The 24,586-nt window shown below is 73.3% G+C and carries 25 protein-coding genes; 15 read left to right on the top strand and 10 right to left on the bottom strand.

Annotated features, from left to right (window positions below):
* Positions 1-41: 41 nt before the first annotated feature.
* Positions 42-923: a LysR substrate-binding domain-containing protein gene (locus G5B56_RS09240; protein WP_164963002.1), complete on the top strand. Its 882-nt coding sequence runs from the start codon at positions 42-44 to the stop codon at positions 921-923.
* On the opposite strand, the gene G5B56_RS09235 is transcribed toward G5B56_RS09240, so the two are convergent.
* The 3 genes from G5B56_RS09235 to cobA form a co-directional block, all read right to left on the bottom strand.
* Positions 924-2,129 carry a hypothetical protein gene (locus G5B56_RS09235; RefSeq protein WP_240920679.1) on the bottom strand — a complete coding sequence of 402 codons (1,206 nt, stop codon included), beginning with the start codon at positions 2,127-2,129 and terminating at the stop codon, positions 924-926.
* 191 nt (positions 2,130-2,320) lie between these two features.
* A complete protein-coding gene (locus tag G5B56_RS09230; RefSeq protein WP_164963000.1) occupies positions 2,321-2,671 on the bottom strand; it encodes a metal-sulfur cluster assembly factor in 351 nt (116 codons plus the stop codon).
* The gene (gene cobA / locus G5B56_RS09225; RefSeq protein WP_164962999.1) at positions 2,668-3,486 is read right to left on the bottom strand and encodes a uroporphyrinogen-III C-methyltransferase; all 819 of its coding nucleotides are present in this window, start codon (positions 3,484-3,486) and stop codon (positions 2,668-2,670) included. Before cobA ends, G5B56_RS09230 begins: the two co-directional genes overlap by 4 nt.
* Positions 3,487-3,680: 194 nt before the next feature.
* Between cobA and G5B56_RS09220 the strand changes: the two genes are divergently transcribed.
* The 10 genes from G5B56_RS09220 (at position 3,681) to G5B56_RS09175 (ending at position 12,641) form a co-directional block, all read left to right on the top strand.
* Positions 3,681-5,426, top strand: a complete 1,746-nt coding sequence (locus tag G5B56_RS09220; RefSeq protein ID WP_164962998.1) for a nitrite reductase — start codon at positions 3,681-3,683, stop codon at positions 5,424-5,426.
* 61 nt (positions 5,427-5,487) lie between these two features.
* Complete coding sequence (locus tag G5B56_RS09215; protein ID WP_164962997.1) at positions 5,488-5,799, top strand: c-type cytochrome; 312 nt, start codon at positions 5,488-5,490, stop codon at positions 5,797-5,799.
* Between the two features lie 23 nt (positions 5,800-5,822).
* Positions 5,823-6,143, top strand: a complete 321-nt coding sequence (locus G5B56_RS09210) for a cytochrome c (protein ID WP_206023508.1) — start codon at positions 5,823-5,825, stop codon at positions 6,141-6,143.
* Positions 6,140-7,327 carry a cytochrome D1 domain-containing protein gene (locus G5B56_RS09205; RefSeq protein ID WP_164962996.1) on the top strand — a complete coding sequence of 396 codons (1,188 nt, stop codon included), beginning with the start codon at positions 6,140-6,142 and terminating at the stop codon, positions 7,325-7,327. The genes G5B56_RS09210 and G5B56_RS09205 overlap by 4 nt, the downstream gene beginning before the upstream one ends.
* A gap of 2 nt (positions 7,328-7,329) precedes the next feature.
* On the top strand, positions 7,330-8,316 hold the full coding sequence (locus G5B56_RS09200; protein WP_164962995.1) for an Lrp/AsnC family transcriptional regulator: 987 nt from the start codon (positions 7,330-7,332) through the stop codon (positions 8,314-8,316).
* Positions 8,303-8,797, top strand: a complete 495-nt coding sequence (locus G5B56_RS09195; protein ID WP_164962994.1) for an Lrp/AsnC family transcriptional regulator — start codon at positions 8,303-8,305, stop codon at positions 8,795-8,797. The genes G5B56_RS09200 and G5B56_RS09195 overlap by 14 nt, the downstream gene beginning before the upstream one ends.
* Entirely contained in the window at positions 8,787-9,260 is a 474-nt protein-coding gene (locus G5B56_RS09190; protein WP_164962993.1) for an AsnC family transcriptional regulator, read from the top strand. The genes G5B56_RS09195 and G5B56_RS09190 overlap by 11 nt, the downstream gene beginning before the upstream one ends.
* A gap of 144 nt (positions 9,261-9,404) precedes the next feature.
* Positions 9,405-10,625 (top strand): heme d1 biosynthesis radical SAM protein NirJ, encoded by a 1,221-nt coding sequence (gene nirJ, locus G5B56_RS09185; RefSeq protein WP_164962992.1) that lies wholly within the window; start codon positions 9,405-9,407, stop codon positions 10,623-10,625.
* Positions 10,618-12,204, top strand: coding sequence for a nitrite reductase (locus G5B56_RS09180; protein ID WP_164962991.1), 1,587 nt, complete (start codon positions 10,618-10,620; stop codon positions 12,202-12,204). The genes nirJ and G5B56_RS09180 overlap by 8 nt, the downstream gene beginning before the upstream one ends.
* Before the next feature lie 128 nt (positions 12,205-12,332).
* Positions 12,333-12,641 carry a c-type cytochrome gene (locus tag G5B56_RS09175; protein WP_164962990.1) on the top strand — a complete coding sequence of 103 codons (309 nt, stop codon included), beginning with the start codon at positions 12,333-12,335 and terminating at the stop codon, positions 12,639-12,641.
* Positions 12,642-12,680: 39 nt separating this feature from the next.
* Here G5B56_RS09175 and map read toward each other — a convergent pair whose 3' ends face one another.
* From map to G5B56_RS09140, 7 genes are all read right to left on the bottom strand, one after another.
* Positions 12,681-13,472, bottom strand: coding sequence for a type I methionyl aminopeptidase (gene map / locus G5B56_RS09170; RefSeq protein WP_164962989.1), 792 nt, complete (start codon positions 13,470-13,472; stop codon positions 12,681-12,683).
* Positions 13,469-13,702, bottom strand: coding sequence for a ParD-like family protein (locus tag G5B56_RS09165; RefSeq protein WP_164962988.1), 234 nt, complete (start codon positions 13,700-13,702; stop codon positions 13,469-13,471). The genes map and G5B56_RS09165 overlap by 4 nt, the downstream gene beginning before the upstream one ends.
* A gap of 90 nt (positions 13,703-13,792) precedes the next feature.
* Positions 13,793-14,848 (bottom strand): enolase C-terminal domain-like protein, encoded by a 1,056-nt coding sequence (locus G5B56_RS09160; RefSeq protein ID WP_164962987.1) that lies wholly within the window; start codon positions 14,846-14,848, stop codon positions 13,793-13,795.
* Between the two features lie 55 nt (positions 14,849-14,903).
* Entirely contained in the window at positions 14,904-15,671 is a 768-nt protein-coding gene (locus G5B56_RS09155; protein WP_164962986.1) for an alpha/beta fold hydrolase, read from the bottom strand.
* Positions 15,668-17,470, bottom strand: coding sequence for a 2-succinyl-5-enolpyruvyl-6-hydroxy-3-cyclohexene-1-carboxylic-acid synthase (gene menD / locus G5B56_RS09150; RefSeq protein ID WP_164962985.1), 1,803 nt, complete (start codon positions 17,468-17,470; stop codon positions 15,668-15,670). The genes G5B56_RS09155 and menD overlap by 4 nt, the downstream gene beginning before the upstream one ends.
* Before the next feature lie 67 nt (positions 17,471-17,537).
* The gene (locus G5B56_RS09145) at positions 17,538-18,821 is read right to left on the bottom strand and encodes an isochorismate synthase MenF (RefSeq protein WP_164962984.1); all 1,284 of its coding nucleotides are present in this window, start codon (positions 18,819-18,821) and stop codon (positions 17,538-17,540) included.
* A gap of 218 nt (positions 18,822-19,039) precedes the next feature.
* Positions 19,040-19,939 (bottom strand): LysR family transcriptional regulator, encoded by a 900-nt coding sequence (locus G5B56_RS09140; protein ID WP_164962983.1) that lies wholly within the window; start codon positions 19,937-19,939, stop codon positions 19,040-19,042.
* Positions 19,940-20,077: 138 nt separating this feature from the next.
* Between G5B56_RS09140 and G5B56_RS09135 the strand changes: the two genes are divergently transcribed.
* The 4 genes from G5B56_RS09135 (at position 20,078) to G5B56_RS09120 (ending at position 24,565) form a co-directional block, all read left to right on the top strand.
* Positions 20,078-20,632 carry a TRAP transporter small permease gene (locus G5B56_RS09135; protein ID WP_230765323.1) on the top strand — a complete coding sequence of 185 codons (555 nt, stop codon included), beginning with the start codon at positions 20,078-20,080 and terminating at the stop codon, positions 20,630-20,632.
* A 10-nt stretch (positions 20,633-20,642) separates the two neighbouring features.
* Positions 20,643-21,923: a TRAP transporter large permease gene (locus G5B56_RS09130; RefSeq protein ID WP_009856775.1), complete on the top strand. Its 1,281-nt coding sequence runs from the start codon at positions 20,643-20,645 to the stop codon at positions 21,921-21,923.
* Positions 21,924-22,094: 171 nt separating this feature from the next.
* Positions 22,095-23,447 carry an NAD(P)H-dependent oxidoreductase gene (locus G5B56_RS09125; protein WP_164962982.1) on the top strand — a complete coding sequence of 451 codons (1,353 nt, stop codon included), beginning with the start codon at positions 22,095-22,097 and terminating at the stop codon, positions 23,445-23,447.
* Between the two features lie 86 nt (positions 23,448-23,533).
* Positions 23,534-24,565: a TRAP transporter substrate-binding protein gene (locus tag G5B56_RS09120; protein WP_164962981.1), complete on the top strand. Its 1,032-nt coding sequence runs from the start codon at positions 23,534-23,536 to the stop codon at positions 24,563-24,565.
* Positions 24,566-24,586 lie beyond the last annotated feature (21 nt).

Below are 24,586 nucleotides of genomic sequence, written 5' to 3'. Positions count from 1 at the left end.
TGTTTGCGTATCATCGATCGACTAAGCAACTCGATCGAACGATGCGTTTCACGCTGCGCCAACTGGAGGTGCTGCTCGCGGTGGCCGAATGCGGCAGCACCGCGGCCGCCGGCGAACGGGTGGCGCTGTCGCAGTCGGCGACCAGCGCCGCGCTCGGCGAGCTGGAGTCGCTGCTCGGCACGCGGCTCTTCGACCGTGTCGGCCGCCGGCTGCTGCTCAACGAACGCGGCCGGGCCGTGCTGCCCGAGCTGCGCGAGGCGCTGGACCGTCTGCGCCGGCTGGAGCACCAGTTCAGCGGCGGCGAAGCCGGGCCGCCGCTGGCGCTGCGCCTGGGCGCCAGCCGCACCGTCGGCAACTACCTCGTGCCGCCGCTCTTGGCGCGGCTGCTGCGCCAGCGGCCCGACGCGCAGGTCACGCTGCAGATCGACAACACACGCGCCATCGCCGCCGCCGCGGCGCGGCTGGAGCTCGACGTCGCGCTGGTCGAAGGCCATTGCAGCGAACCCGAGCTCAACGTCGAACGCTGGTCCGAAGACCGGCTGCTGCTCGTCGCCGCGGCCGACGACCCGCTGGCCGCCCCCGGCCGGCGGCTGGACCTCGACGAGCTGCGCCAGGCCCGCTGGCTGCTGCGCGAACCGGGCTCGGGCACACGCGAGGCCGTCGAGCAGGCGCTGCTGCCGCGGCTGGACCACTTCGCGCGCACGCTGCAGTTCGACACCAACGAGGCGCTGCTGCAGGGCGTGGCCGCCGGGCTGGGCATCAGCTGCCTCAGCGCGCTGGCCGTGGCCGACGCGCTGGCGCTGGGCCGCGTCCGGCTGCTGGACGGCGGGCTGCCGCCCATCATGCGGCCGCTGTACCTCGTGCACCACCGCGCGCGCACGCCGTCGCCGGCGCTGCGCGAGTGGCTCGCGCCGCCGGGCTGATCAGTGCGGCGCGTCGCCGCGGCGTGCGCGGGCGGCGGCCAGCGCCGCGGCCAGGCGGGCCTCGGCGTCGGCGGCGTCCACCGGCTTCGGCGGCGGCGCCTGGCGCGCCGCGCGCCGCGCGGCGACGATGGCGCTGACGACGATCGCGGCGAACAGCGCCACCGAGGCCGCGTTCAGCGCCGAGCCCAGCGCCTTCAGGCCGGCGTCTTCGGCGCCGCCGAACAGCCGCAGCGCCAGCGACGCCTGCAGCGCCACCACCGGCACGTAGAAACGTGCGCCGAAACGCAGCTTGACCTTGGCGACCGCCGGCAGGATCACCGGCGCGTGGCCCATCACCATGCTGAAGACGAAGCCCAGGCCCAGCGCGTGCAGCGCCATGTCGCGCCCGGGGCAGCCCAACGCGGTGCCCATCCAGGCCAGCCCGCCGACCACCAGCCAGGCGTAGCCCGACAGCAGGCACAGCGCCATGTAGCGCGGCAGCCCCGGCGCGCGCACCGTGCGCCGCGCGACGTCGTAGAGCGCGAACCAGGCGCCCAGCGCGATCAGCGCCAGCCCGTAGACCACGCCGCCGGCCGCCGGCTGCCAGGCCGACGCCAGCGCGCCGGCCAGCAGTGCCGCGACGATGCCCAGCAGCGCCGGTTCGGCCGCCGGTTTGCGCGGCGCGAAACGCGTCATCTCCAGCCGTTCGGCACCGACCGTCAGCACGAGGAAGACGAACCACCAGACCGGCGCGTCGGCGCCGCGGCCGGCGGCGAACAAGGCGTTGCCGGCCAGCCAGGCCCCCGCGGCGAGCGCCAGCAGCCGGGTGTGCGTCATCGCCTGGCGCTTCAGCAGCAGCGCGTGCACCGCGACGAACACCGCCGCGCCGGCCAGCGACAGCGCCGCCGCCAGCGCAGTGGCCCCGCCCAGCAGCGCCAGCGCCCCGGCGCCCGACAGGGCAGGTGCCGCGAAGGCCCAGCGCACCCGCGCCGCGACCGCGCGTTCGATGGCGATCACGGTGCCGAAGAAACCCGACAGCATCAGCGCCGCGTGGAACACCGCCGCGCGGCCGAAGACCGCCGCACCGGCATCCGTGGCCAGCAGCGTCTGGCCGACACCCACACGCAGCAGCCCGCCGATCACCGCCGAGACGAGCACGGTGACGACGGCGGTGGCGACCAGCGGGCGCAGGTACTTCATGACTTTCGTGCTCGGACGAACGCGCATCGGGTGGAGAGTCTTCGGCGCATCAAGCGGACGCCGTGGACCGGCTTTGCCGGGCCACTGGCGGCGCCCCCTCGAGGGGGCTTCGGCGGGACGTGGACCGTCCGGTGGACGGTCCGCGCCAGCCGAAGGGCCGGGCCACCGGCCCGGCGCGGCCTGCAAGGTGCGCCGAAGGCGCTACGGGGGTGGTCCATTTACCAGCCCATGAACTGGCGCGCCGACGGACTCATGCGCTCCGGCGTCCACTCCGGCGTCCAGGTCAGCTCCAGGTCCACCGCCCAGCCGGCCGGCAGCACCTGCATCAGCTCGCTCTCGACGTCGTCGGCGATCGAGTCGGCCAGCGGGCAGGCGGCCGAGGTCGTGGTCAGCAGGATCGAGGCGATGCGGTCTTGCAGCCGCACGCCGTAGACCAGGCCGACGTCGACGATGGTCAGCGCGATCTCCGGGTCGACGACCCGCGCCAGCGCCTCGAGCACCGGCTCGCGCCACTCGGGCGGGCCTTCGTAGGGGATGCGGGCGAAGGCCGCGGCACGGCTCTCGTTCATGCGCAGGCCTCCAGTTCGGTGATCTCGCGCCGGCGCTGCGCCAGCAGCGGGCGCAGGCCGACGACGCTGCCGATGACGATCAGCGCCGGCGTGCGCACCTTCTGCCGTGCCGCCAGCACCGGCAGCGTCGTCACGGTGCCGGTGAGGCAGCGTTCGTCGGGCAGCGTCGCGCGTTCGACGATCGCCGCCGGCGTGTCGGCCGCCAGCCCGTGCGCGACGAGCTCGCGGCAGATGATCGGCAGCGTGCCGACACCCATGTAGATCACCAGCGTCTGCCGCGGCCGCGCCAGCGCTTGCCAGTCCAGGTCGACGGCGTTGCGGTCGCTGCGCAGGTGGCCGGTGGCGAAGACCAGCGCGCCCGCGTGGTCGCGGTGCGTCAGCGGGATGCCGGCACTGGCGCCGGCGCCCTGCGCCGCGCTCAGCCCCGGGATGACGCTGAACGGCACGCCGGCTTCGGCCAGCGCGATCGCCTCCTCGCCGCCGCGGCCGAAGATGTAGCCGTCGCCGCCCTTCAGCCGCACCAGCGAGCGCCCGCTGCGCGCCAGGCGCAGCATCAGCTCGATGATCTGCTCCTGCGGCAGCGCGTGCCGCGAAGCCTGCTTGCCGACGTAGAGGCGTTCGGCCGTGGGCGGCGCCAGCGCCAGGATCTCCTCGCTGACCAGCGCGTCGTAGAGCAGCAGCGACGCGCGCTGCAGCGCCTTCGCGCCCTTGAGGGTCAGCAGCTCCGGGTCGCCCGGGCCGGCGCCCAGCAGCGTCACGTGCCCGTAGCGCGACGGGTCTGCCAGCAGGTACGGCGCCTCAGGGAATGCAGTCATGCCGAGCTCCTTGCCGGTGTGTCGCGATGTGGGGCCATTGTCGAAATGCGGTGGCGGGAGCGTCCTTGAACCAGTTTAAGGACGCCCCGGCGGCCGCTGCGGACCATGCGTTCCACGGAAGCGGCACGGCCGCGCCCGCGTCACGCCGCCGGTCTTCCTGCCGGTCGCGACCTGCTGAGAAAGAAGGAGAGAACATGATCCGCAAGACCTCGGTCGCAGGCGCCGCCGCGCTGGCGGCCCTGCTGGCGTCCGCCGGCGCGATGGCCCAGGGCGCGGCGTCCGCCGCTGCCGACACCCACGGCACCATGCCGCCGGCGCAGCAGAGCTACCAAGGCGCCCCGTCGCCGCTGGCCCACGAGCCGATGCACCAGAGCACGAACCCCAAGGCCCCGGCGATGACCGAGGCCGAGTTCGAGCTCGGCCGCAAGACGTACTTCGAGCGCTGCGCCGGCTGCCACGGCGTGCTGCGCAAGGGCGCCACCGGCAAGCCGCTGACGCCGGACATCACGCTGGCCAAGGGCACCGACTACCTGAAGGTCTTCATCTCCTACGGCAGCCCCGCCGGCATGCCGAACTGGCTGACCTCGGGCGAGCTCGACGAGAAGACCGTCGACATCATGGCCCGCTACATCCAGCAGGAGCCGCCGCAGCCGCCGGAGTTCGGCCTCGCGCAGATGAAGCAGACCTGGAAGGTGCTCGTCCCGCCCGAGAAGCGGCCGACGCGCAAGATGAACAAGTTCAACATCGACAACATCTTCTCGACGACGCTGCGTGACGCCGGCGAGATCGCGCTGATCGACGGCGACAGCAAGCAGATCATCAGCGTCATCAAGACCGGCTACGCGGTGCACATCTCGCGCACCTCGGCCTCGGGCCGCTACCTGTTCGTCATCGGCCGCGACGCCAAGATCAACATGATCGACATGTGGATGGAGCACCCGGAGACGGTGGCCGAGATCCGCGTCGGCCTGGAGGCGCGTTCGGTCGAGACCTCCAAGTACAAGGGCTACGAGGACAAGCTGGCCGTGGCCGGCACCTACTGGCCGCCGCAGTTCACGATCATGGACGGCGACACGCTGGAGCCGAAGAAGATCGTCGCCACGCGCGGCATGGTCGTCGGCACGCAGGAGTACCACCCCGAGCCGCGTGTCGCGTCGATCGTCGCGTCGCACTACAAGCCGGAGTTCATCGTCAACGTCAAGGAGACGGGCAAGACCTTGATGGTCGACTACTCCAACCTCGACGCGCTGAAGATGACCGAGATCGGCTCGGCGCCCTTCCTGCACGACGGCGGCTGGGACGCCAGCAAACGCTACTTCATGGTGGCGGCCAACCAGAGCAACAAGATCACCGTCATCGACGCCAAGCAAGGCAAGCTGGCGGCCATCGTCGACGTCGGCAAGATCCCGCACCCGGGCCGCGGCGCCAACTTCGTGCACCCGACCTTCGGCCCCGTCTGGGCCACCGGCCACCTGGGCGACGAGACGATCTCGCTGATCGGCACCGACCCGGTCAAGCACAAGCCCTACGCCTTCAAGGAAGTCGCCAAGCTCACCGGCCAGGGCGGCGGCTCGCTGTTCCTGAAGAGCCATCCGAAGTCGCAGCACCTGTACGTCGACACGCCGCTGAACCCCGACCCGGCGCTGTCGCAGTCGGTCGCGGTCTACGACGTGAAGAACCTCGACAAGGGCTTCACCGTGCTGCCGATCGCGCAGTGGGCGGGCCTGGGCGACGACGGCGCCAAGCGGGTCGTGCAGCCGGAGTTCAACAAGGCCGGTGACGAGGTCTGGTTCTCGGTCTGGTCGGCCAAGAACAAGCAGAGCGCGCTGGTCGTCGTCGACGACAAGACGCTGAAGCTGAAGGCCGTCATCAAGGACCCGCGGCTGATCACGCCCACGGGCCACTTCAACATCTTCAACACCCAGCACGACATCTACTGATGTCGCGCACCGGGGGCGGCACCGGCGCCGCTCCCGGCCTCCCCGCCCCGAAAGGACTCCCATGAAGAAGACCCTGCTGGTCGCGCTCGGCCTCGCCTTCGTCTCCGCCGGTGCGCTGGCCGCACCCGAGGACGCGCTCACCAAGGCCGCGTGCATGGCCTGCCATACCAAGGACAAGAAGCTCGTCGGCCCGTCGTTCAAGGACATCGCGACGAAGTACAAGGGCCAGGACGTCAGCGCCAAGCTCTTCGACAAGGTGCGCAAGGGCGGCTCGGGCAGCTTCGGCCCGATCCCGATGTCGCCGAACCCGCCCGAGAAGATCTCCGACGCCGACCTCAAGGAGGTCATCGCGTGGATCCTCAAGCAAGGCTGAGGCTGCGCCGGTGGGCGGCCGTCGTGCTGACGACGGCTGCCGCCACGGCCGCGGCCGCCGAACCTGCGTCCGAGCCTGATGCCCCACGCCAGCAGCAGCTCGTGCGCATGGTCCGGCAGGACTGCGGCTCGTGCCACGGCATGCGGCTCGGCGGCGGCCTCGGCCCCGCGCTGACGCCGCAGGCCCTGGCCGACAAACCCGTCGACGGCCTGGCCGCGACGATCTTCCACGGACGCCCCGGCACGCCGATGCCGCCCTGGCGCGCGATGCTCGACGAGGGCGAGGCGCGCTGGATCGCCGAACGGCTGCTCACAGGCTTCCCCGAACTGCCCGCCTCCCGATGAAACGCCGCGACCTGCTCGCCGCGCTCGCGCTGCCGCCGCTGGCCGCGCTGCTGCCCGGCTGTGCCCAGACGCCCGCCCTGCGCGGCACCGGTGACCTCGGCCTCGTCGTCGAACGTGCCGCCGGTTCCGTCGTCGTCGTCGACACCAGCGCGCGCGCCGTGCTCGGCCGCGTCGGCGGCCTGGGCGACCTGTCGCACGCCTCGGCGGTGTTCTCGCGCGACGGCCGCTACGCCTACGTCTTCGGCCGCGACGGCGGCCTCAGCAAGGTCGACCTGCTGGAGCGCCGCATCGCCGGCCGCGTGATGCAGGCCGGCAACTCGATCGGCGGCGCGATCAGCGCCGACGGCACGCTGGTCGCGGCGCAGAACTACACGCCCGGCGGCATCAAGGTCTTCGACGCCGCGACGCTGGCGCTCGTGGCCGACGTGCCGGCGGAATACGCGCCCGGCCAGCGCTCGCGTGTCGTCGGCCTCGTCGACCTGCCGGGCCGGCGTTTCGCCTACAGCCTGTTCGACGCCGACGCGATCTGGATCACCGACTGCAGCGACGCCGCGGCGCCGAAGACGACCCAGCTCGCCGGCATCGGCCGCCAGCCCTACGACGCGCTGGTCACGCCCAATGGCCGCCACTACGTCGCCGGCCTGTTCGGCGAGGACGGCCTGGCGCTCGTCGACCTCTGGGCCGAGCCGCTGCGCGCACGCAAGGTGCTGTCGGGCTACGGCCGCGGCCAGGAGCCGCTGCCGGTCTACAAGATGCCGCATCTGCGCGGCTGGGCCGTCGCCGGGCGCCGCGCCTACCTGCCGGCGATCGGCCGCCACGAGGTGCTGGTTGTCGACACCGAGAGCTGGCAGGAAGTCGGCCGCATCGCGGTCGCCGGCCAGCCGGTGTTCGTGATGGCGCGGCCCGACGGCCGCCAGGTCTGGGTCAACTTCGCCGTGCCCGACTACGACCGCGTGCAGGTCATCGACACGCTGACGCAGCAGGTCGTGCAGACCTTCTCGCCGGGCAAGGCGGTGCTGCACCTGGAGTTCACGCCGCGCGGTGACGCGGTCTGGATCAGCAGCCGCGACGACCACCGCGTCAGCATCGTCGACACCACGCGTTTCACGACGCTGGCGACGCTGGCCGTCGACTCGCCCAGCGGCATCTTCTTCACCTCGCGTGCCCACCGGGTCGGGTTCTAGGCATGGACGGCACCGACCTGCTCAACCGCTGGCAGCAGCGTTTCCCGCTCGAGCGCACGCCGTTCGCGGCGATCGCCGCGGCCACCGGCCGCCCGGCGCCCGAGGTGCTGGCGGCGTTCCGCGATGCGTTGCGCCGCGGCGCGCTGTCGCGCATCGGCGGCGTCTTCGGCCCCGGTGCCGGCGGTGCCGGGCTGCTGGTCGCGATGGCCGTGCCGCCGGCGCGGCTGGAGGCGGTGGCGGCGCTCGTCTCGGCCGAGCCGCAGGTCAACCACAACTACGAGCGCGAGCACACGCTGAACCTGTGGTTCGTCGTCAACGCCGGCGACGCCGGCGCGGTCGAGGCCGTCGTCGCGCGGCTGGAACACGCCACCGGCCTGCCGGCGCTGCGCCTGCCGCTCGTGCGGCCCTACCGCATCGACCTCGGCTTCGACCTGCGCGCACGCACCGCGCCCGAGGCGATGGCGCCGCAGCGCCGCGCGCCGGCGGTGCCGGCCGCCGACCGGCCGCTGGCCGCGCTCGTCGAACAAGGCCTGCCGCTGGTGGCGCGGCCTTACGACCTCTGGGCGCGTGAACTCGGCCGCGAGCCCGAAGCCGTGCTCGCGACGCTGGGCGGCTGGCTGAGCGACGGCACCTTGAAACGTTTCGGCGCCATCGTGCGCCACCACGAGCTCGGTTTCGCCGCCAATGCGATGGCCGTGTTCGACGTGCCCGACACCGAGGTCGACACGCGCGGCGAAGCGCTGGCGCAGGTGCCCGGCGTCACGCTGGCCTACCGCCGCGCGCGTGGCGAAGGCTGGCCCTTCAACCTGTACGGCATGGTGCACGGCCGCGACCGCGAGGCGGTGCACGCCGTGCTCGAGCGTGCCACCGTGGCCGCCGGCCTGCAGCACGTCCCGCGTTCGGTGCTGTTCTCGTGCCGGCGCTTCAAGCAGACCGGTGCCTCGCGTTTCGGCGCCCCCGTCCTGGAGTCCGCCCATGCTCACGCCTGAGGACCTGCGGCTGATCGACCGCCTGCACGGCGGCCTGCCGCTCAGCGACCGGCCGTTCGCCGAACTCGCCGCCGAACTCGGCTGCAGCGAGTACACGCTGATCGAACGGGTGCACGGCTGGCTGACGGCCGGCGTGCTGACCCGTTTCGGCCCGCTGTTCCAGATCGAACGTGCCGGCGGGCGTTTCGTGCTCGCCGCGATCGCCGTGCCCGAGGAGCGTTTCGACGCCGTCGCCGCGATCGTCAATGCGCTGCCCGAGGTGGCGCACAACTACCGCCGCGAGCACGCGCTGAACATGTGGTTCGTCGTCGCCGCCGAATCGCCGGCAGCGGCCGACGTCGCGATCGCACGCATCGAAGCCGAGACCGGCCTGCCGGTGCTCGCCTTCCCGAAGGAGCGCGAGTACTTCGTCGAGCTGCGCCTGCCGCTGGTGGACGCCGCCGCGGCGCTGGAGACCGAGGAGGCCGACGATGCCGCTTGACGCCTTCGACCGTGAACTGATCGCCGCCACGCAAGGCGGGTTGCCGCTGGTGCCGCGGCCCTACGAGGCCGTCGGCGCGATGCTCGGCGTGTCCGGCGAACGTGTGCGCGAGCGCCTGGCGCAGATGCTCGAGCAAGGCCTGGTGCGCCGCATCGGTGCCGTGCCCAACCACTACCGGCTCGGCTTCACCGCCAACGGCATGAGCGTCTGGGACGTCGCCGACGAGCAGGTCGACGCGCTCGGCGAACGCATCGGCGCGCTGGCCGGCGTCAGCCACTGCTACCGCCGCCCGCGCCACCTGCCGGCCTGGCCCTACAACCTGTTCGCGATGCTGCACGGCCGCAGCCGCGCCGAAGTCGAGGCCCAGGCCCGCGAGGTCGAAACGCTGCTCGGCAGCGCCTGCCGCGGCCACGACATCCTTTACTCCACCGCGATCCTCAAGAAGACCGGGTTGCGGATATGAGCTCCGGTGCCTCGTGCCGCTCTGCCTTGCCCCCTCTCCCGCGTGCGGGAGAGGGCCGGGGTGAGGGTGGTGGTGCGCCGCGAGCCCTCACCCCCACCCTCTCCCGCAGGCGGGAGAGGGAGCAATCGAGAAGGCCCTAACACCATGTTCCGCATCAGCCAGTACCTGCGTGAACTCGATGCCGCGATCCGCACCGGCGCCTGGCCGGCGGTGCGCACGCCGCGCCCCTCGGGGCCGGTCGTCATCTGGAACCTGATCCGGCGCTGCAACCTGACCTGCAAACACTGCTACGCGCTGTCGGCCGACCACGACTACGCCGGCGAGCTGTCCAACGCCGAAGTCGGCACGGTGATGGACGACCTGAAGGCTTATCAGGTGCCGGTGCTGATCCTCTCCGGCGGCGAGCCGCTGATGCGCCCGGACCTGTTCGAGATCGCCGAGCGCGCCAAGGCCATGCGCTTCTACACCGGCCTGTCGACCAACGGCACGCTGATCGACTTGCCTACAGCCGACCGCATCGCCGCCACCGGCTTCGACTACGTCGGCATCAGCCTGGACGGGCTCAAAGCCACGCACGACAAGTTCCGCCGCCTGGACGGCGCCTTCGACCGCAGCCTGGCCGCGGTGCGCCTGCTGCGTGCACGCGGCGTCAAGGTCGGCCTGCGCTTCACGATGACGGCGCTGAACCAGCAGGACCTGCCGGCGCTGCTGGCGCTGATGCGCGAGGAGCAGGTCGACAAGTTCTACTTCTCGCACCTGAACTACGCCGGCCGCGGCAACATCCACCGCGGCAAGGACTCGCAGTTCGCCGCCACGCGCCAGGCGATGGCGCTGCTGTTCGAACGCGCCTGGCAGAGCGTGCAGGAAGGCCGCGACGAGGACTACGTCACCGGCAACAACGACGCCGACGGCCCCTTCCTGCTGCAGTGGGTGGCCGCGCGCTGGCCCGAGTGGGCCGAGGCGCTGCGCGAGCGCCTCATCGCCTGGGGCGGCAACTCCAGCGGCGTCAACGTCGCCAACATCGACAACCTCGGCAACGTGCACCCCGACACGATGTGGTGGCACCACACGCTGGGCAACGTGCGCGAGCGGCCGTTCTCGGCGATCTGGAGCGACACCAGCGACCCGCTGATGGCCGGCCTGAAGGCGCACCCGCGCCCGGTCGGCGGCCGCTGCGCCGGCTGCCGCCACTGCGTGATCTGCGGCGGCAACACGCGTGTGCGTGCCCAGCAGCTCACCGGCGACGCCTGGGCCGAAGACCCGGGCTGCTATCTCGACGACGAGGAGATCGGCCTGGCCGCCGGTGCCGACGCGGCGCGCGTCGCGCTGGCGCCCTTCGGCCGTCGGGAGAACGAACATGCGTAAGCGCACGCTGAAGCTGGTGCAGGCCGCGGCCGTCGTCTGGGCCGGCTGGGACGTCGCGCTGGCACAGCCGGTGGCCGAACCGGCCGCCCCGGCGCTGTACACGACGCACTGCGCCGCCTGCCACGGCGCCCAGCGCACCGGCGCCATGGGCCCGGCGCTGCTGCCCGAGAGCCTGGAGCGCCTGCGCCCGGCCGAAGCGCGCAAGGTCATCGCCCAGGGCCGCCCGGCGACGCAGATGGCGGGTTTTGCCGCCACGCTGAGCGCCGCCGAGATCGACGCGCTGGCCGCCTGGGTCTACCAGCCGGTGAACCCGGCGCCGGCTTGGAGCGAGGCCGACATCCGCGCCTCGCGCGAAGAGACGCCGGGCGCCGCGAAGCTGCCGGCCAAGCCGGTGTGGCGTGCCGACCCGATGAACCTCTTCGTCGTCGTCGAAGGCGGCGACCACCACGTCTCGCTGGTCGACGGCGACCGCTTCGAGCTCATCCACCGCTTCGCCAGCCGCTACGCGCTGCACGGCGGCCCGAAGTTCACGCCCGACGGACGCTACGTCTATTTCGGCAGCCGCGACGGCTGGATCACCAAGTACGACCTCTGGAACCTGACGGTGGTCGCCGAGGTGCGTGCCGGGCTCAACATGCGCAACATCGCCGTCAGCGGCGACGGCCGCTGGGTGATGGCGGCCAACTACCTGCCCAAGACGGTGGCGCTGTTCGACGCCGACCTGAAGCTCGTGAAGACGATCGCCGCGCAGACGCTGGACGGCAAGCAGGCGTCACGGGTCTCGGCCGTGTACGACGCCGCGCCGCGCAAGAGCTTCGTCGTCGCGATGAAGGACATCCCCGAGGTCTGGGAGATCAGCTACGACCCGAAGGCCGAGCCCATCCACGACGGCCTGGTGCACGACTACAAGATGGGCGAGGCGATCGCCACGCCGGGCTTCCAGAACCCGCGCCGCACCGTGCTCGACGAGCCGCTGGACGACTTCTTCTTCGACCAGGGCTACCGCCACGTGCTCGGCGCGACGCGGCCCAAGGCCGACGGGCAGGGCGCCAGCGCGCAGGTCGTCAACCTCGACATCCGGCGCAAGGTGGCCGACCTGCCGATCGCCGGCATGCCGCACCTGGGCTCGGGCATCACCTTCGCGTGGAACGGCACGACGGTGCTTGCCAGCCCCAACCTGAAGGGCGGCGCGATCGACGTCATCGACATGAAGACCTGGAAGCCGGTGAAGACCATCCCCACGCCGGGCCCGGGCTTCTTCATGCGCAGCCACGAGGCCACGCCCTATGCCTGGGCCGACTCGATGATGAGCCCGACGGCCAAGGACACGCTGACGCTGATCGACAAGGCGACGCTCTCGCCGGTGGCGACGATCCGCGAGCCCGGCCGCACGCTGGCGCACATCGAGTTCACGAAGGACGGCCGCTACGCGCTGGCCAGCGTCTGGGAGCTGGACGGCGCGCTCGTCGTCTACGACGCGAAGACGCTGAAGGAGGTGAAGCGCCTGCCGATGAGCAAGCCGGTCGGCAAGTACAACGTCTGGAACAAGATCACGCGCTCGGAGGGCACTTCGCACTGAGCCGGCTGCGCAGGCCGGCCTGTTCTTGATCAAAGCCAAGCCGTCTAGACTGAATACGATAAGCGTTCCCATTTGCATCGAGCCCGTCGGGCGAGCAGACGCCGCGGGCCGGAACAGGAACCTTCCAGATGATCAAGCCCCTGCTGGCCGCACTCGGCCTCGCCCTCCTGTCCGCCGGCGCCCAGGCCGCGCCCGAGGACATCGTCAAGAAGTCCGGCTGCCTGATGTGCCACCAGGTCGACAAGAAGGTCGTCGGCCCGTCCTACAAGGAGATCGCGGCCAAGTACAAGGGCAAGAAGGTCGAGGCCCAGCTCTTCGACAAGGTGCGCAAGGGCGGCGGCGGCGTCTGGGGGCCGGTGCCGATGATTCCGCACACGCCGCAGCAGATTTCCGACGCCGACTTGAAGACCGTCATCGCCTGGGTGCTCAAGCAGTGAGGTCGGGCGCGGCGCGCCTCTCGGGCGGCGCGTTCGTGTCTAGATCGGCGCGTAGCCGCCCAGGCCGTCGGGCCAGGGCGTCAGCACCTCGCAGCCGTCGCGCGTGACGGCCACCATGTGCTCCCACTGCGCCGACAGCGAGCCGTCGCGCGTGACGACGGTCCAGCCGTCGCCGGCGTCGCGGATCGCGGCGCTGCCGGCGTTGAGCATCGGCTCGATCGTGAAGATCATGCCCTCGGCCAGCCGCAGCCCCTGGCCGCGCTGGCCGTAGTGCGCGACGTGCGGCTCGCCGTGGTAGACGGTGCCGATGCCGTGGCCGCCGTACTCGCGCACGACGCCGAAACCCTCGCGCCGCGCGACCGTCTGGATCGCGTGGCCGACGTCACCCAGCGTCGCGCCCGGGCGCACGCGGCGGATGCCGGCGCGCATCGCCTCGTAGGTGGTGTCCACCAGCCGCCGCGCCAGCGGCGAGACCTCGCCGACGCAGTACATGCGGCTGCAGTCGCCGTACCAGCCGTCGTGGATCACGGCGACGTCGATGTTGACGATGTCGCCGTCGGCCAGCACCGTGGCCGGCGACGGGATGCCGTGGCAGACGACCTCGTTCACCGACGCGCAGACCGTCTTCGGGAAGCCGTGGTAGCCGACGTTGGCCGGCACCGCCTTCAGCGTGCCGACGATGTAGTCGTGGCACAGCGTGTCGAGTTCCTCGGTGCTGACGCCGGCACGCACGTGCGGCGCGATCATCGCCAGCACCGACGCGGCCATCTGGCCGGCGGCACGCGCCTTCGCGACTTCGGCCGGGCTGCGGCGCGGGATCGGGCCCCTCATTGCACCCTCGCTTCGGGCGCCGCGGCCACCCGGGCCAGGTCCAGCCCGCCGGCCAGCTCGGCGCGCACCAGCATCCGGCACAGCTCGCCGTGCGGCAGGTCGGGGTGCAGCTCGGCGAGCATGCCGATGCGCATCCAGTGTTCGGCCTGCGCGTTGATCGAGCGCGACAGCGCGCCGGCGGCGATGCGCAGGCTCTCGTGCATCGGCTCGGAGATTTTGACGATTCCCATGCAGTCAGTATACGAAACGTATACGTTTCATCGCTTGGGGTCAGGTCTCGCGTCTTTCCTGTCCCGGCGGCGCTTGCCACCCCGGCCGCCCTAGAGCAGGCCCGTGCCGTCGCGGACGGGCAGCTCCGGCAGGTCGGGCCAGGCCCGGCCGAGCCCGGCGTGCGGCGCCAGGCCGCAGGGCAGCGGCGGCAGCGGCAGCGCCTGCGCCAGCGCGCAGGCCGTGGCGAAGCCGGTGTCGCCGTCGAAGGCGTGCGTGACGATCAGGCCGATGCCGGCCGCGGCCGCCGCGTCGGCCAGCGTCAGGCAGCGTGCCAGGCCCAGCAGCGCCGGCTTGAGCACCCAGGCGGCGGGCCGGCGCCCGGGCGGCAGCGCCAGCAGCGCGGCCACGCGCGCCGGGTCGGCCAGCGACTCGTCGGCGGCCCAGGGCAGCGGCAGCGGCGGCGGGATGCCCCGGCAGGGCTCCTCGACCAGCTCGACGCCGTGCTGCGCCAACGCCGCCAGCCGGGCCGGCGCGTCGGCCGGGGCCAGCGCGCCGTTGGCGTCCAGCCGCAGCGCCACGGTGCCGGGGCCGGCGGCGGCGTCGGCTGCGGCGCGCACTGCGGCCAGCCGCCGGTCTTCGTCGGCGTCGCTGCGGCCGGGGATCGTGATCTTCAGCTTCAGCACGCGGTGGCCTCGCGCCGCGGCGGCCGCGGCGACGGCTGGCGCGCGTTCGTCGTCGGGCAGCAGCACGCTCACCGGCACCGGCTGCAGCGCACGGCCGCCGGCCAGCCATTCGGCGGCGCTGCGGCCTTCGGCCTGCGACGCGGCGTCCAGCAGCGCGCATTCCAGCGCGAAGCGGGCCGACGGCGTGCGCGCCAGCCGGGCCGCGTGCGGCGCCAGCGCGGCGTCCAGCCGCGCCGCCGGCGTGCCGGCGGCCGGCAGTGCGAGCTCGCTGCCGGCGAGTGCGGCCAGCGTGTCCTCGACGCTGTCCGCGTCGTCGGGGCTGAACCCCGCCAGCGGCAGCGCCTCGCCGTGGCCGGCCAGCGCGCCGGCCGTCAGCGCGACGCGCAGCGCGACACGCGGCCGCGCCGTGCCGCGCACGACGACCGTGCCGCAGACGACGCGCTGCGGGGCGCCCAGCGTCAGCCGCAGCGGGGCGGCGCTCACCTTGGCACCCTCCGGCTTGCGGCCGGTTCTGCCAGACGGGCCAGAGCCCCGGCGCTCATGCAGCCAGCCTCGCCAGCGCCGCCGCCACGGCCTGCGGCGCCTCCAGCAGCAGGTTGTGGCCGGCGCCGGCCACACGCTCGTGCGTGACCTGCGGTGGCCGTGCCAGCCCGGCGGCCAGCGTGTCGAAGCGTGGGTCCTCGGCGCCGGTCAGCCAGTGCAGCCGCTGCCCGGTCGTGGCGACCGCGGCACGGTAGTCGGGCATGCACGCCAGCCCCGCGACCTCGAAGGCCCAGGTCAGCCCTTCGGCGTCGTGCGCCAGCCGGGCGGCACGCTGGGCCGCCTGCGCCTCGGCCGGCAGCGCCTGCTGGCTGGCGAACAGCGGCATCGCCTCCCAGGCGTCGACGAATGCCGCGAGGCCGTCGCGCCGCAGCGCGGCGGCACGCCCCGCGTCCTGCGCCGCACGTTCGGCGCGTTCGGCCTCGCCGGCCAGGCCGACATGGCCGCCGACGAGCAGCACCGCGCGCACCCGGCCGGGCCGCGCCAGCGCCGCGCCCAGCGCCAGCCGCGCGCCCATCGAATAACCGGCCAGCAGCGCGCCGGCCGGCAGCGTGGCGGCGATCGTGTCCACCGCCTCGGCCCAGGTGGCCGGCGTGGCCGCCGCCGGCCCGTGGCCGGGCAGCCAGGGGCACCAGGCCTCGCCGTGCGACGGCAGCGCGGCGAGCACACCGTCCCAGGCGCCGGGGTGGCCGAGAAACCCGTGCAGCAGCACCAGCGGCGGCCCGTCGCCGCGTGCGGCGTGGCGGGTGCCGGGGCCGGCGTTCACGACATCGCCACCGCGGCGGCGCCGGCGTCGGCCATCGCCGCCAGCAGCGCGGCGCGCGTGGCGCTGCCGCCGTCGGCGACACGGGCCTCGATCAGCACCGGCCGGTCGGCGGCCAGCGCCGCGGCCAGCGCGTCTCGCAGCGCGGCCGGCGTGGCCACGCGTGCGTAGCCCAGGTCCCAGGTGGCGGCCAGGCCCTCGAAGCCGCGGCCGTGGCCGGCGACGAACAGCGTGTCGCAGTCGTCGGCCAGCGCCGGGTCTCGCCCGATCGGCAGGCGCTCGAAGATCCGCCCGCCGTCGTTGTGCACCGCGACGATGGCCAGCGGCCCGCGCACCGCGGCCGCCGCGGCCAGGCCGCCGGCGTCGTGCAGCAGCGAGACGTCGCCCAGCAGCAGCGCCAGCGGGCCGTCGAGCACACGCCGGGCGCCGGCGGCACCGGCCACCAGCCCGTCGATGCCGGCGGCGCCGCGCTGGTGCAGCATGGCCAGCGGCTGCGTGTCGGGGCGCAGGTCGTGGTCGAGGTCGCGCACCGGGTTGCTGTTGCCGACCATCAGCGTCGCGCCGGCCGGCAGCGCGGCGCGCAGCAGCGCCGGGATCTGGTGCTCGTGCAGCGGGCCGTCGTCGCCGCCGTCGGCCGCGTCCTCGCGGGCCGCCCAGGCCCCGGCCTCGGCGAACTGCCAGCGCTGGGCGTAGAAGCTCGCGGCCTGCTGCCCGGCCGCCGTGCGGGGCTCGGCCTCCAGCCGCTCGGCGGCGGCATCCAGCAGCGCGGCCACCGGGCCGAGCAGCATCGCCGCGGCACCGCCGGCCGGGTCGGCCGGGCGTTCACCGGGCAGCACGATGCGCTCGGGCGCGTCGGCCCCCGACACCAGCGCCAGCCACTGCGCCGACACCGCCGGCGCGCCGATCTCCAGCGCCAGCGCCGGCGCCAGCGCCGCGCGCACCGGGCGCGAGCGCAGCAGCGCGTCGAAGGCCCCCAGGCAGCGCGGCAGCACCGTGTCGGGCAGGCCGAACCGCAGCTGGCTCGTCGCCTCGGCCAGCAGCACGTAGCCGCTGGCGGCGACGAAACGCGCCACCGCGCGGCGCAGCGCCGGCGCGTCGGGCGCGGGCAGCGGGCCGGCGACGATGACACCCTGCGGCGTCGCGCGCACCCGCTCGACGAGCAGCGCCACCGCCTCGGGCGAGGGCTGCGCCGCCGGCGGCAGCAGGCGCGGCGCGCCGTCGCGTGCCAGGCGCTCGACCAGCGGCCGCCAGGGTTCGTCGCCCGGGCCGGGCTGCGGCTCCAGCGGCTTGCGGAACCGCGCGTTGACGTGCACCGCGCCGGCCAGCGGGTACTGCGTGGCCAGCACCGCCTGCGCGGCGATGCGCGGCACCGCGCGCAGCGCGGCCGGGTGCTCGTCGGGCACGCCCAGGTCGTAGAAGGCGCGCACGTGGCGGCCGAACAGATGCTGCTGGTCCACCGTCTGCGAGGCCTGCGCGTCCTGCACCTCCCAGGGCCGGTCGGCGCTGAGCAGCAGCAGCGGGATGCCGGCTTCACGCGCTTCCATCGCCGCCGGCAGCCAGTGGCCGGGCGCGGTGCCGCTGGTGGCCAGCACCACCGCCGGGCGGCCGCTGGCGCGGGCCTGGCCGAGCGCGAAGAAGGCCGCCGCGCGTTCGTCGTGCAGCAGCGTGTGCGGCAGCGTGCGCGCCAGCGCCAGCGCCAGCGGCGTCGAGCGCGAGCCGGGGCTGATGACGGCGTGGCCCACGCCCGCGGCGCGCAGCGCGCCGGCGAACAGCCGGGCCCAGGCGGTGTGCAGGTCGCTCATCGGGGCACCCCCGGTCCTGCGGCCGGCCCCGCCCCGCGGGAACGCGCCCCGGACAAGCCTTGCGGACTCATGCCGCGACGAAGGCGCGCCAGGCGTCGAGCACGCTGCCTTGTTTGGCGCATGTCTCGGCGAGTTCGCGGTCGCCGTCGGAGCCCTCGACGATGCCGGCGCCGGCCGGCAGCACGGCCAGCCGGCCGCTGAGCACCGCGCCGCGCAGGCCGACGACGGCGTGCGCCGTGCCGTCGGCCGACAGGCGCAGCACCGGCCCGGCGTACAGACCGCGCGGCTGGCCTTCCAGCGACGCCAGCAGCTGTGCCGCACGCGCGGTGGGCAGGCCGCAGACCGCCGGCGTCGGGTGCAGCGCGTGCACCAGCGCCAGCGCGTCGGTGTCGGCGCTGAGCGTGGCCTCGATCGGGGTGTGCAGGTGGGCCAGGCCGCGTGTGCGGCGCAGGCCGGGCGGGCGCGTCGGCGGCAGCGCCTGCACCCAGGGCGCGATGGCGGCGCGCACCGCGTCGACGACGACGGCGTGTTCGTGGCGCTCCTTGGCGTCGGCGTGCAGCTCGTCGGCCTGCGCCTCGGGGCGGGTGCCGGCCAGCGCCTCGGTGCGCAGCGTGCGGCCGTCCAGGCGCAGCAGCGTCTCGGGTGTCGCGCCCAGCCAGGCCTTGCCGCCGCGGCACCAGGCGTAGCGCACGGCGCCGCTCTGGTGCGCCGACAGCCGGCGCAGCACCGCCGCGGCGGTGGGCGTGCCGTCGAACGCGATGCTGGCGCGGCGCGCCAGCACCACCTTGACCAGCTCGCCGGCGCGGATGCGCGCCACCGCGTCGCCGACGGCGGCGGTGTACTGCCGCGCCGCGGCGCGGTCCTCGAAGGTCTCGAAGCCCGGCAGCGGCACGGCCTCGGCCGCCGGCAGCGCCGCCAGCTCGCGCGCGACCGAGGTCAGCCGGGCGCGCAGCGTGTCGGCCTCGGCGGCCGGCAGCGTCAGGCGCAGCCAGGCGCGGCCGCCGCGCTGCACCACCAGGCGCTCGGGCAGCACCACGCCGCCGGGCAGCAGGCCGGCCCACAGCGCGTCGGGATGCTCGCGTGCCGAGAACGGCAGCACGCCCAGCGCGGTGGGCGGCGGGGCGTCGGGGCTGACGTCGGCCAGCCCGGCCCACAGCGCGTGCGCGTCACCCGGCTTGCCGGTGAGCCAGCGCACCGCGCCCATGCCGACCCAGGACTCGCCGTTGGGCGCCAGGAACGCCGCCGTCGGCTCGCCGCCCGCGGCGAGCAGGCGCTCGGGCGGCAGCGGTGCGATCTCCAGCGCGGCGCTGCACAGACGCAGCGGGTGGCCGGGGGGCAGGGCGAGGTTCATCGGATTCGAGACGGACGGGCGGATCGGACTCGACGGGACGATACACGGTGACCCGGGGCCGGCCCAGGCTTGTGACTAGACCTATGTCAAGAGGCGTGACGAGATCACGCCGAGCCTGCCTCCTGCGTGACGCAGTCGCCTCGAGGCGGGCGGCCGGTGTCTCGGCGCGAGCCGGCGCTGCCGGGCCTCGGCCCCCACGCGCGGCGTCCACACCCGCTTCAGTCGAGCCAGAAGTCCTCGCCCGCCGCCGCGACCTGCTCGTCCAGGAACTCGACCACACGCCGCACGCGGGCCAGCTCGTGCGTGTCCTCGTGCGTCACGCACCAGTAGCTGCGCACCAGGCGCACCTTGTCCGCCAGCACCTGCACCAGGCCCGGCTGCTGGCGCGCCATGAAGTGCGGCAGCACGCCCAGGCCCGCGCCGCCGGCCAGCGCCATCATCTGGCTGATGACGTTGGAGATGCGCAGCTGCGGCACCAGGCCGCGCTGCACCTGGGGCAGATAGTCCAGCTCCTCGGTCCACATCAGCTCCTCGACGTAGCCGATCCAGCGGTGGCTGGTGAGGTCCTCGCGCTGGCGGATGGCCCGCCGGCCCTGCAGGTACTGCGGGCTGGCGTACAGGCCCAGCGCGTAGTCCACCAGCTTGTGCGCGTAGACCCGGCCCTGGGCCGGGCGCGTCATCGTGATGGCGAGGTCGGCCTCGCGCTTGGACAGGCTGAAGCTGCGCGGCATGGCCACCAGCTCCAGTTCGAGCTGCGGGTGGCGCGTGGCCAGCGTCGCCAGGCGCGGCCCGAAGAAATAGGTGCCGAAACCCTCGGGCGAGCCCACGCGCACGCTGCCCGAGAGCTGCTGGCCGGCGTCCGCCAGGCGCCCCGTCAGGCGCAGCGCCGTCGCCTCCATGGCCTCGGCGTCGGGCAGCAGCCGTTCGCCCTCGGGCGTGGGCACGAAGCCGGCCGGGCGGCGGTCGAACAGCGGCGTGCCCAGCGCCGCCTCCAGGCCGCTGATGCGCCGGCTCAGCGTGCTGTGGTCCACGCCCAGCTGCCGTGCGGCGACCGTCAGGCGCCCGGTGCGGGCCATCGCCAGAAAGGCGCGCAGGTCGTTCCAGTCGAAGTCGGGCATGCGAGTTTCTGCACAACCGGTGTGCTGATTTGCAGGTTTTTTTGCAGGAATGCCGATGCTATCGTGGCCTCGCCCCGTCCACACCGGCCGGGGCCGGCACCCGCAGAGGTGACCGACGAGACAAGATCGGAGACAGACATGGCTTTCTGGATACGCAGGGGCATGCGGGTGCTCGACCTCGCCTGCGCCACGCTGCTGGCACTGATGGTGGTGCTGGTCTTCGGCAACGTGGTGATGCGCTACGGCTTCGACGCCAGCATCACCGTGTCGGAGGAGCTGGCCCGCTGGGCCTTCGTCTGGATGACGATGCTCGGTGCGGTGGTGGCCGTCGAGAACCGGGGCCACCTGGGCAGCAACCTTCTGGTCGAGCGCCTGGGCCCCGGCGCGCGCCGCGCCTGCCTGCTGCTCAGCCAGGCGCTGATGATCGGCATCACCGCGATGCTCCTGGTGGGCAGCTGGCAGCAGGCGGCGATCAACTGGCCGGTGCGCGCGCCGGTCAGCGGCCTGTCGATGGCCTGGTTCTACGGCGCCGGCGTGGTCTTCGGCGTGCTCGTGCTGGGGCTGCTGCTGCGCCAGGCTCTGCGCACCCTCACCGGCGCCGGCGACGAAGAGCTGGCGCCGCTGCAGGAGTCCGAGGACGTGGCCCAGATCCAGGATCTGCACCTGGACCGCAGCGCCGCCTGGCGCCACTGAGGAGCAGGCCATGACCGTGTTTCTCTTCGTCGGCTCGCTGCTGGCCGTGATGGCCCTGGGCACGCCCATCGCCTACGCGCTGCTGGCCAGCGGCGTGGCGCTGATGTGGCAGCTCGACCTGTTCGACGCCCAGATCCTGGCGCAGAACGTCATCAACGGCGCCGACAGCTTCCCGCTGCTGGCCGTGCCCTTCTTCATGCTGGCCGGCGAGATCATGAACGTCGGCGGGCTGTCGCGCCGCATCGTCAACCTCGCGCTGGCGCTGGTGGGCCACCGCCGCGGCGGCCTGGGTTTCGTGACCATCGTCGCCGCCTGCCTGATGGCCGCGCTGTCGGGCTCGGCGGTGGCCGACACCGCGGCGCTGGCCACGCTGCTGCTGCCGATGATGGTGCGCGCCGGTCACGACCGGGCGCGCGCCGGCGGCCTCATCGCCTCGGCGGGCATCATCGCGCCGGTCATCCCGCCGTCCATCGGCTTCATCGTCTTCGGCGTCGCGGCCAACGTGTCGGTGGGCAAGCTCTTCCTCGCCGGCATCGTGCCCGGCCTGATGATGGGCCTGGCGCTGGCGCTGACCTGGGGCTGGATCTCGCGCCGCGAGGCGGTGCAGCCGCCGCCGCCGGCCTCCGCGGCCGAACGCTGGAAGGCGCTGCGCGAATCGACCTGGGCCCTGGCGCTGCCGGTGATCGTCGTGGTCGGCCTGCGCATGGGCGTGTTCACGCCCACCGAGGCGGCCGTGGTGGCGGCGGTCTACGCACTGGCGGTGTCCACGCTGGTCTACCGCGAGCTGCGCTGGCAGCAGCTGACCGAGGTTTTCGTCAGCGCCTCGCGCACCACCGCCGTGATCATGTTCCTGGTCGCGGCGGCGATGGTCAGCGCCTGGCTGATCACGGTGGCCGACGTGCCCAGCCAGGTGGTGAGCCTGCTCGAGCCGCTGCTGGACAGCCCGACGCTGCTGCTGCTGGCCATCATGGCGCTGGTGATGCTGGTGGGCATGGCGATGGACATGACGCCCACCATCCTGATCATGACCCCGGTGCTGATGCCGCTGGTGAAGGCCGCGGGCATCGACCCGGTCTACTTCGGCGTGCTGTTCATCATGAACAACGCCATCGGCCTGATCACGCCGCCGGTGGGCACCGTGCTCAACGTGGTGGCCGGCGTCGGCCGCATGAACATCACCGAGGTCACGCGCGGCGTCCTGCCGTTCATGGCCGCGCAGACGGCCGTGATGTTCCTGCTCGTCTTCTTTCCGCAACTGGTCCTGGTGCCGCTGCGCTGGCTCCACGGCTGACAGGCCGTGAACGAGCCCGCCACACCCGCCCGGCGCCGCCGGGCGAGTGGCCCGCACACGCGCGGCTCGTTCACCGTTTCGACTGCTTCCGACAGAGAGCCGGCAGGCCGGCTCGCCCGATCCGGAGCGCACGGCGCTCCTTCCCAACCCCCAGACGGAGACCCCGAGTCCATGTCCCTCATCCGCAAGCTCAAGACCCGCGCGCAGAACGGCCAGCCGGTGCGCGTCGCCGTGATCGGCGCCGGCAAGTTCGGCTCCATGTACCTGTCGCAGGCGCCGCGCACGCCGGGCATCCACCTGACCGCGGTGGTCGACCTCTCGCCCGACCGCGCCCGCGCCTCGCTGGCGCGCGTCGGCTGGGACGCGCCGCGTTTCGCCGCCACCTCGCTGGCCCAGGCGAAGAAGGACGGCAGCACCTTCATCACCGACGACGCCCACGCCGTCATCGCCAGCGACGCGGTGGACATCGTCATCGACGCCACCGGCAGCCCCGCCGCCGGCATCGCCCACGCGCTGCTGTGCTGCGAGCACCGCAAGCACATCATCATGGTCAACGTCGAGGCCGACGTGCTGGCCGGCCCCTACCTGGCGCGCCGGGCGGCCGAGGCCGGCATCATCTACAGCATGGCCTCGGGCGACCAGCCGGCGCTGATCGCCGAGCTGGTGGACTGGGCGCGCACCATCGGCATGGAGGTCGTGTGCGCCGGCAAGGGCACCAAGTACCTGCCGGTCTACCACGCCAGCACGCCCGAGACGGTCTGGGGCCACTACGGCTTCAGCGAGGCGCAGGTCGCCGGCGGCGACTTCAACGCGCAGATGTTCAACAGCTTCCTCGACGGCACCAAGTCGGCGCTGGAGATGGCCGCGGTGGCCAACGGCTGCGAGCTGTCGCCGCCGGAGGACGGCCTGGTGTTCCCGCCGGTGGGCGTGGACGACCTGCCGCACGTCCTGCGCCCGGCCGCCGACGGCGGCATCCTGCCGAAGAAGGGCATGGTCGAGGTGGTCAGCTCGCTCGAGCGCGACGGCCGCCCGGTGTTCCGCGACCTGCGCTGGGGCGTGTACGCCGTCTTCGAGGCGCCCAGCCCCTACGTGAAGGACTGCTTCCAGCAGTACGGCTTGAAGACCGACGCCAGCGGCCGCTACGCCGCCATGTACAAGCCCTACCACCTGATCGGCCTGGAGCTGGGCATCTCGGTGGCCAGCATCGCCGTGCGCCAGGAAGCCACCGGCGCCACCGGCCAGTGGCGCGGCGACGTCGGCGCCACCGCCAAGCGTGCGCTCAGGGCCGGCGAGAAGCTCGACGGCGAAGGCGGCTTCACCGTCTACGGCAAGCTGATGCCCACCGCCACCTCGCTGCGCCGGCGCGCGCTGCCGATCGGCCTGGCGCACAACATGGTGCTCAAGCGCGACATCGCGGCCGGCGAGGTCGTGAGCTGGGACGACGTCGACTACGACGCCAGCAAGCAGGCCGTGCAGGTGCGCCGCGCCCAGGAGGACATGTTCCGCCGCGAACTGCGGCCCTGACCCCGCGGCCACGACGCCGCCCCGGCGCCGCCACGGCGCCGGGCCCACCGCCCCCAGAAGGCCCTCGACACAACGGAGACATCACCATGCAGACCCCCGACACCCTGCGACGCCTGCTCGCCCGCGCCCTGATCGCCGCCCCTCTGCTCGCTGCCGCCGCGCTGCCCGCGGCCGCGCAGGAGATCCGCGACCAGTCGTTCAAGTTCGCCTTCGTCCAGCCCAAGGACAGCCACATGGGCGCCGGCGCCGTGCGTTTCGCCGAGCTGGTGGCGGCCAAGTCCAAGGGGCGCATGCAGATCCGGCTCTTCCCCGGCGGCACGCTGGGCGGCGACATCCAGACCATCTCGGCGCTGCAGGGCGGCACCGTCGAGATGACGACCATGCCGCCGGGCCTGATGGTGGGCCTGTCCAAGCCGTTCGCGGTCTTCGACATGCCCTTCCTGTTCAACAGCTTCGCCGAGGCCGACGCGCTGCTCGACGGCCCCGTCGGCCAGAAGCTGATGGCGCAGGCGCCGGCCGGCCTGGTGGGCCTGGCGTACTGGGACCACGGTTTCCGCAACGTCAGCAACAGCCGCCGTCCGGTGGCCCGGCTGGAGGACTTCGCGGGGCTGAAGATCCGCGTGTCGCAGTCGCCGATGATCATCGAGACCATCAACGGCCTGGGCGCCAACGCCACGCCGATGGCCTTCACCGAGGTCTATTCCGCGCTGGAGACCCGGGCCGTCGACGGCCAGGAGAACCCCACCGCGGTGTTCGACGCCAACAAGTTCAACGAGGTGCAGAAGTACCTCTCGCTGACGCGCCACCAGTACAACCCGCTCATCGTGCTGGCCAGCGGCAAGGCCTGGGCGCGGCTCAACGACGCCGAACGCCGCGTGCTCACCGAGGCCGCGGTCGAGACGCGGGCCTACCAGCGCCAGGTCTCGCGCGAGATGGAGGCCAAGTCCACCGCCTCGCTGAAGGCCCGCGGCACCCTCGTCAACGAGGTCAGCGCCGCCGAGATCGAGCGCATGCGCCGCCACCTGGCGCCGGTCTCGGCCAAGCTGGCCAAGGACATCGGCGAGGCGCTGGTGAGCGAGGTGACCGCCGAGGTCGAACGCCTGCGCGAAGCGAAGTAAGCCCGCGCCCGGCACACCGCC

Origin of the sequence: Rubrivivax sp. JA1026 (genome assembly GCF_011065555.1) — a bacterium.
GTDB lineage: Bacteria > Pseudomonadota > Gammaproteobacteria > Burkholderiales > Burkholderiaceae_C > Rubrivivax > Rubrivivax benzoatilyticus.
The sequence above is the reverse complement of the archived record's forward strand: the minus strand, read 5'-3'. Positions and strand labels throughout refer to the sequence as shown.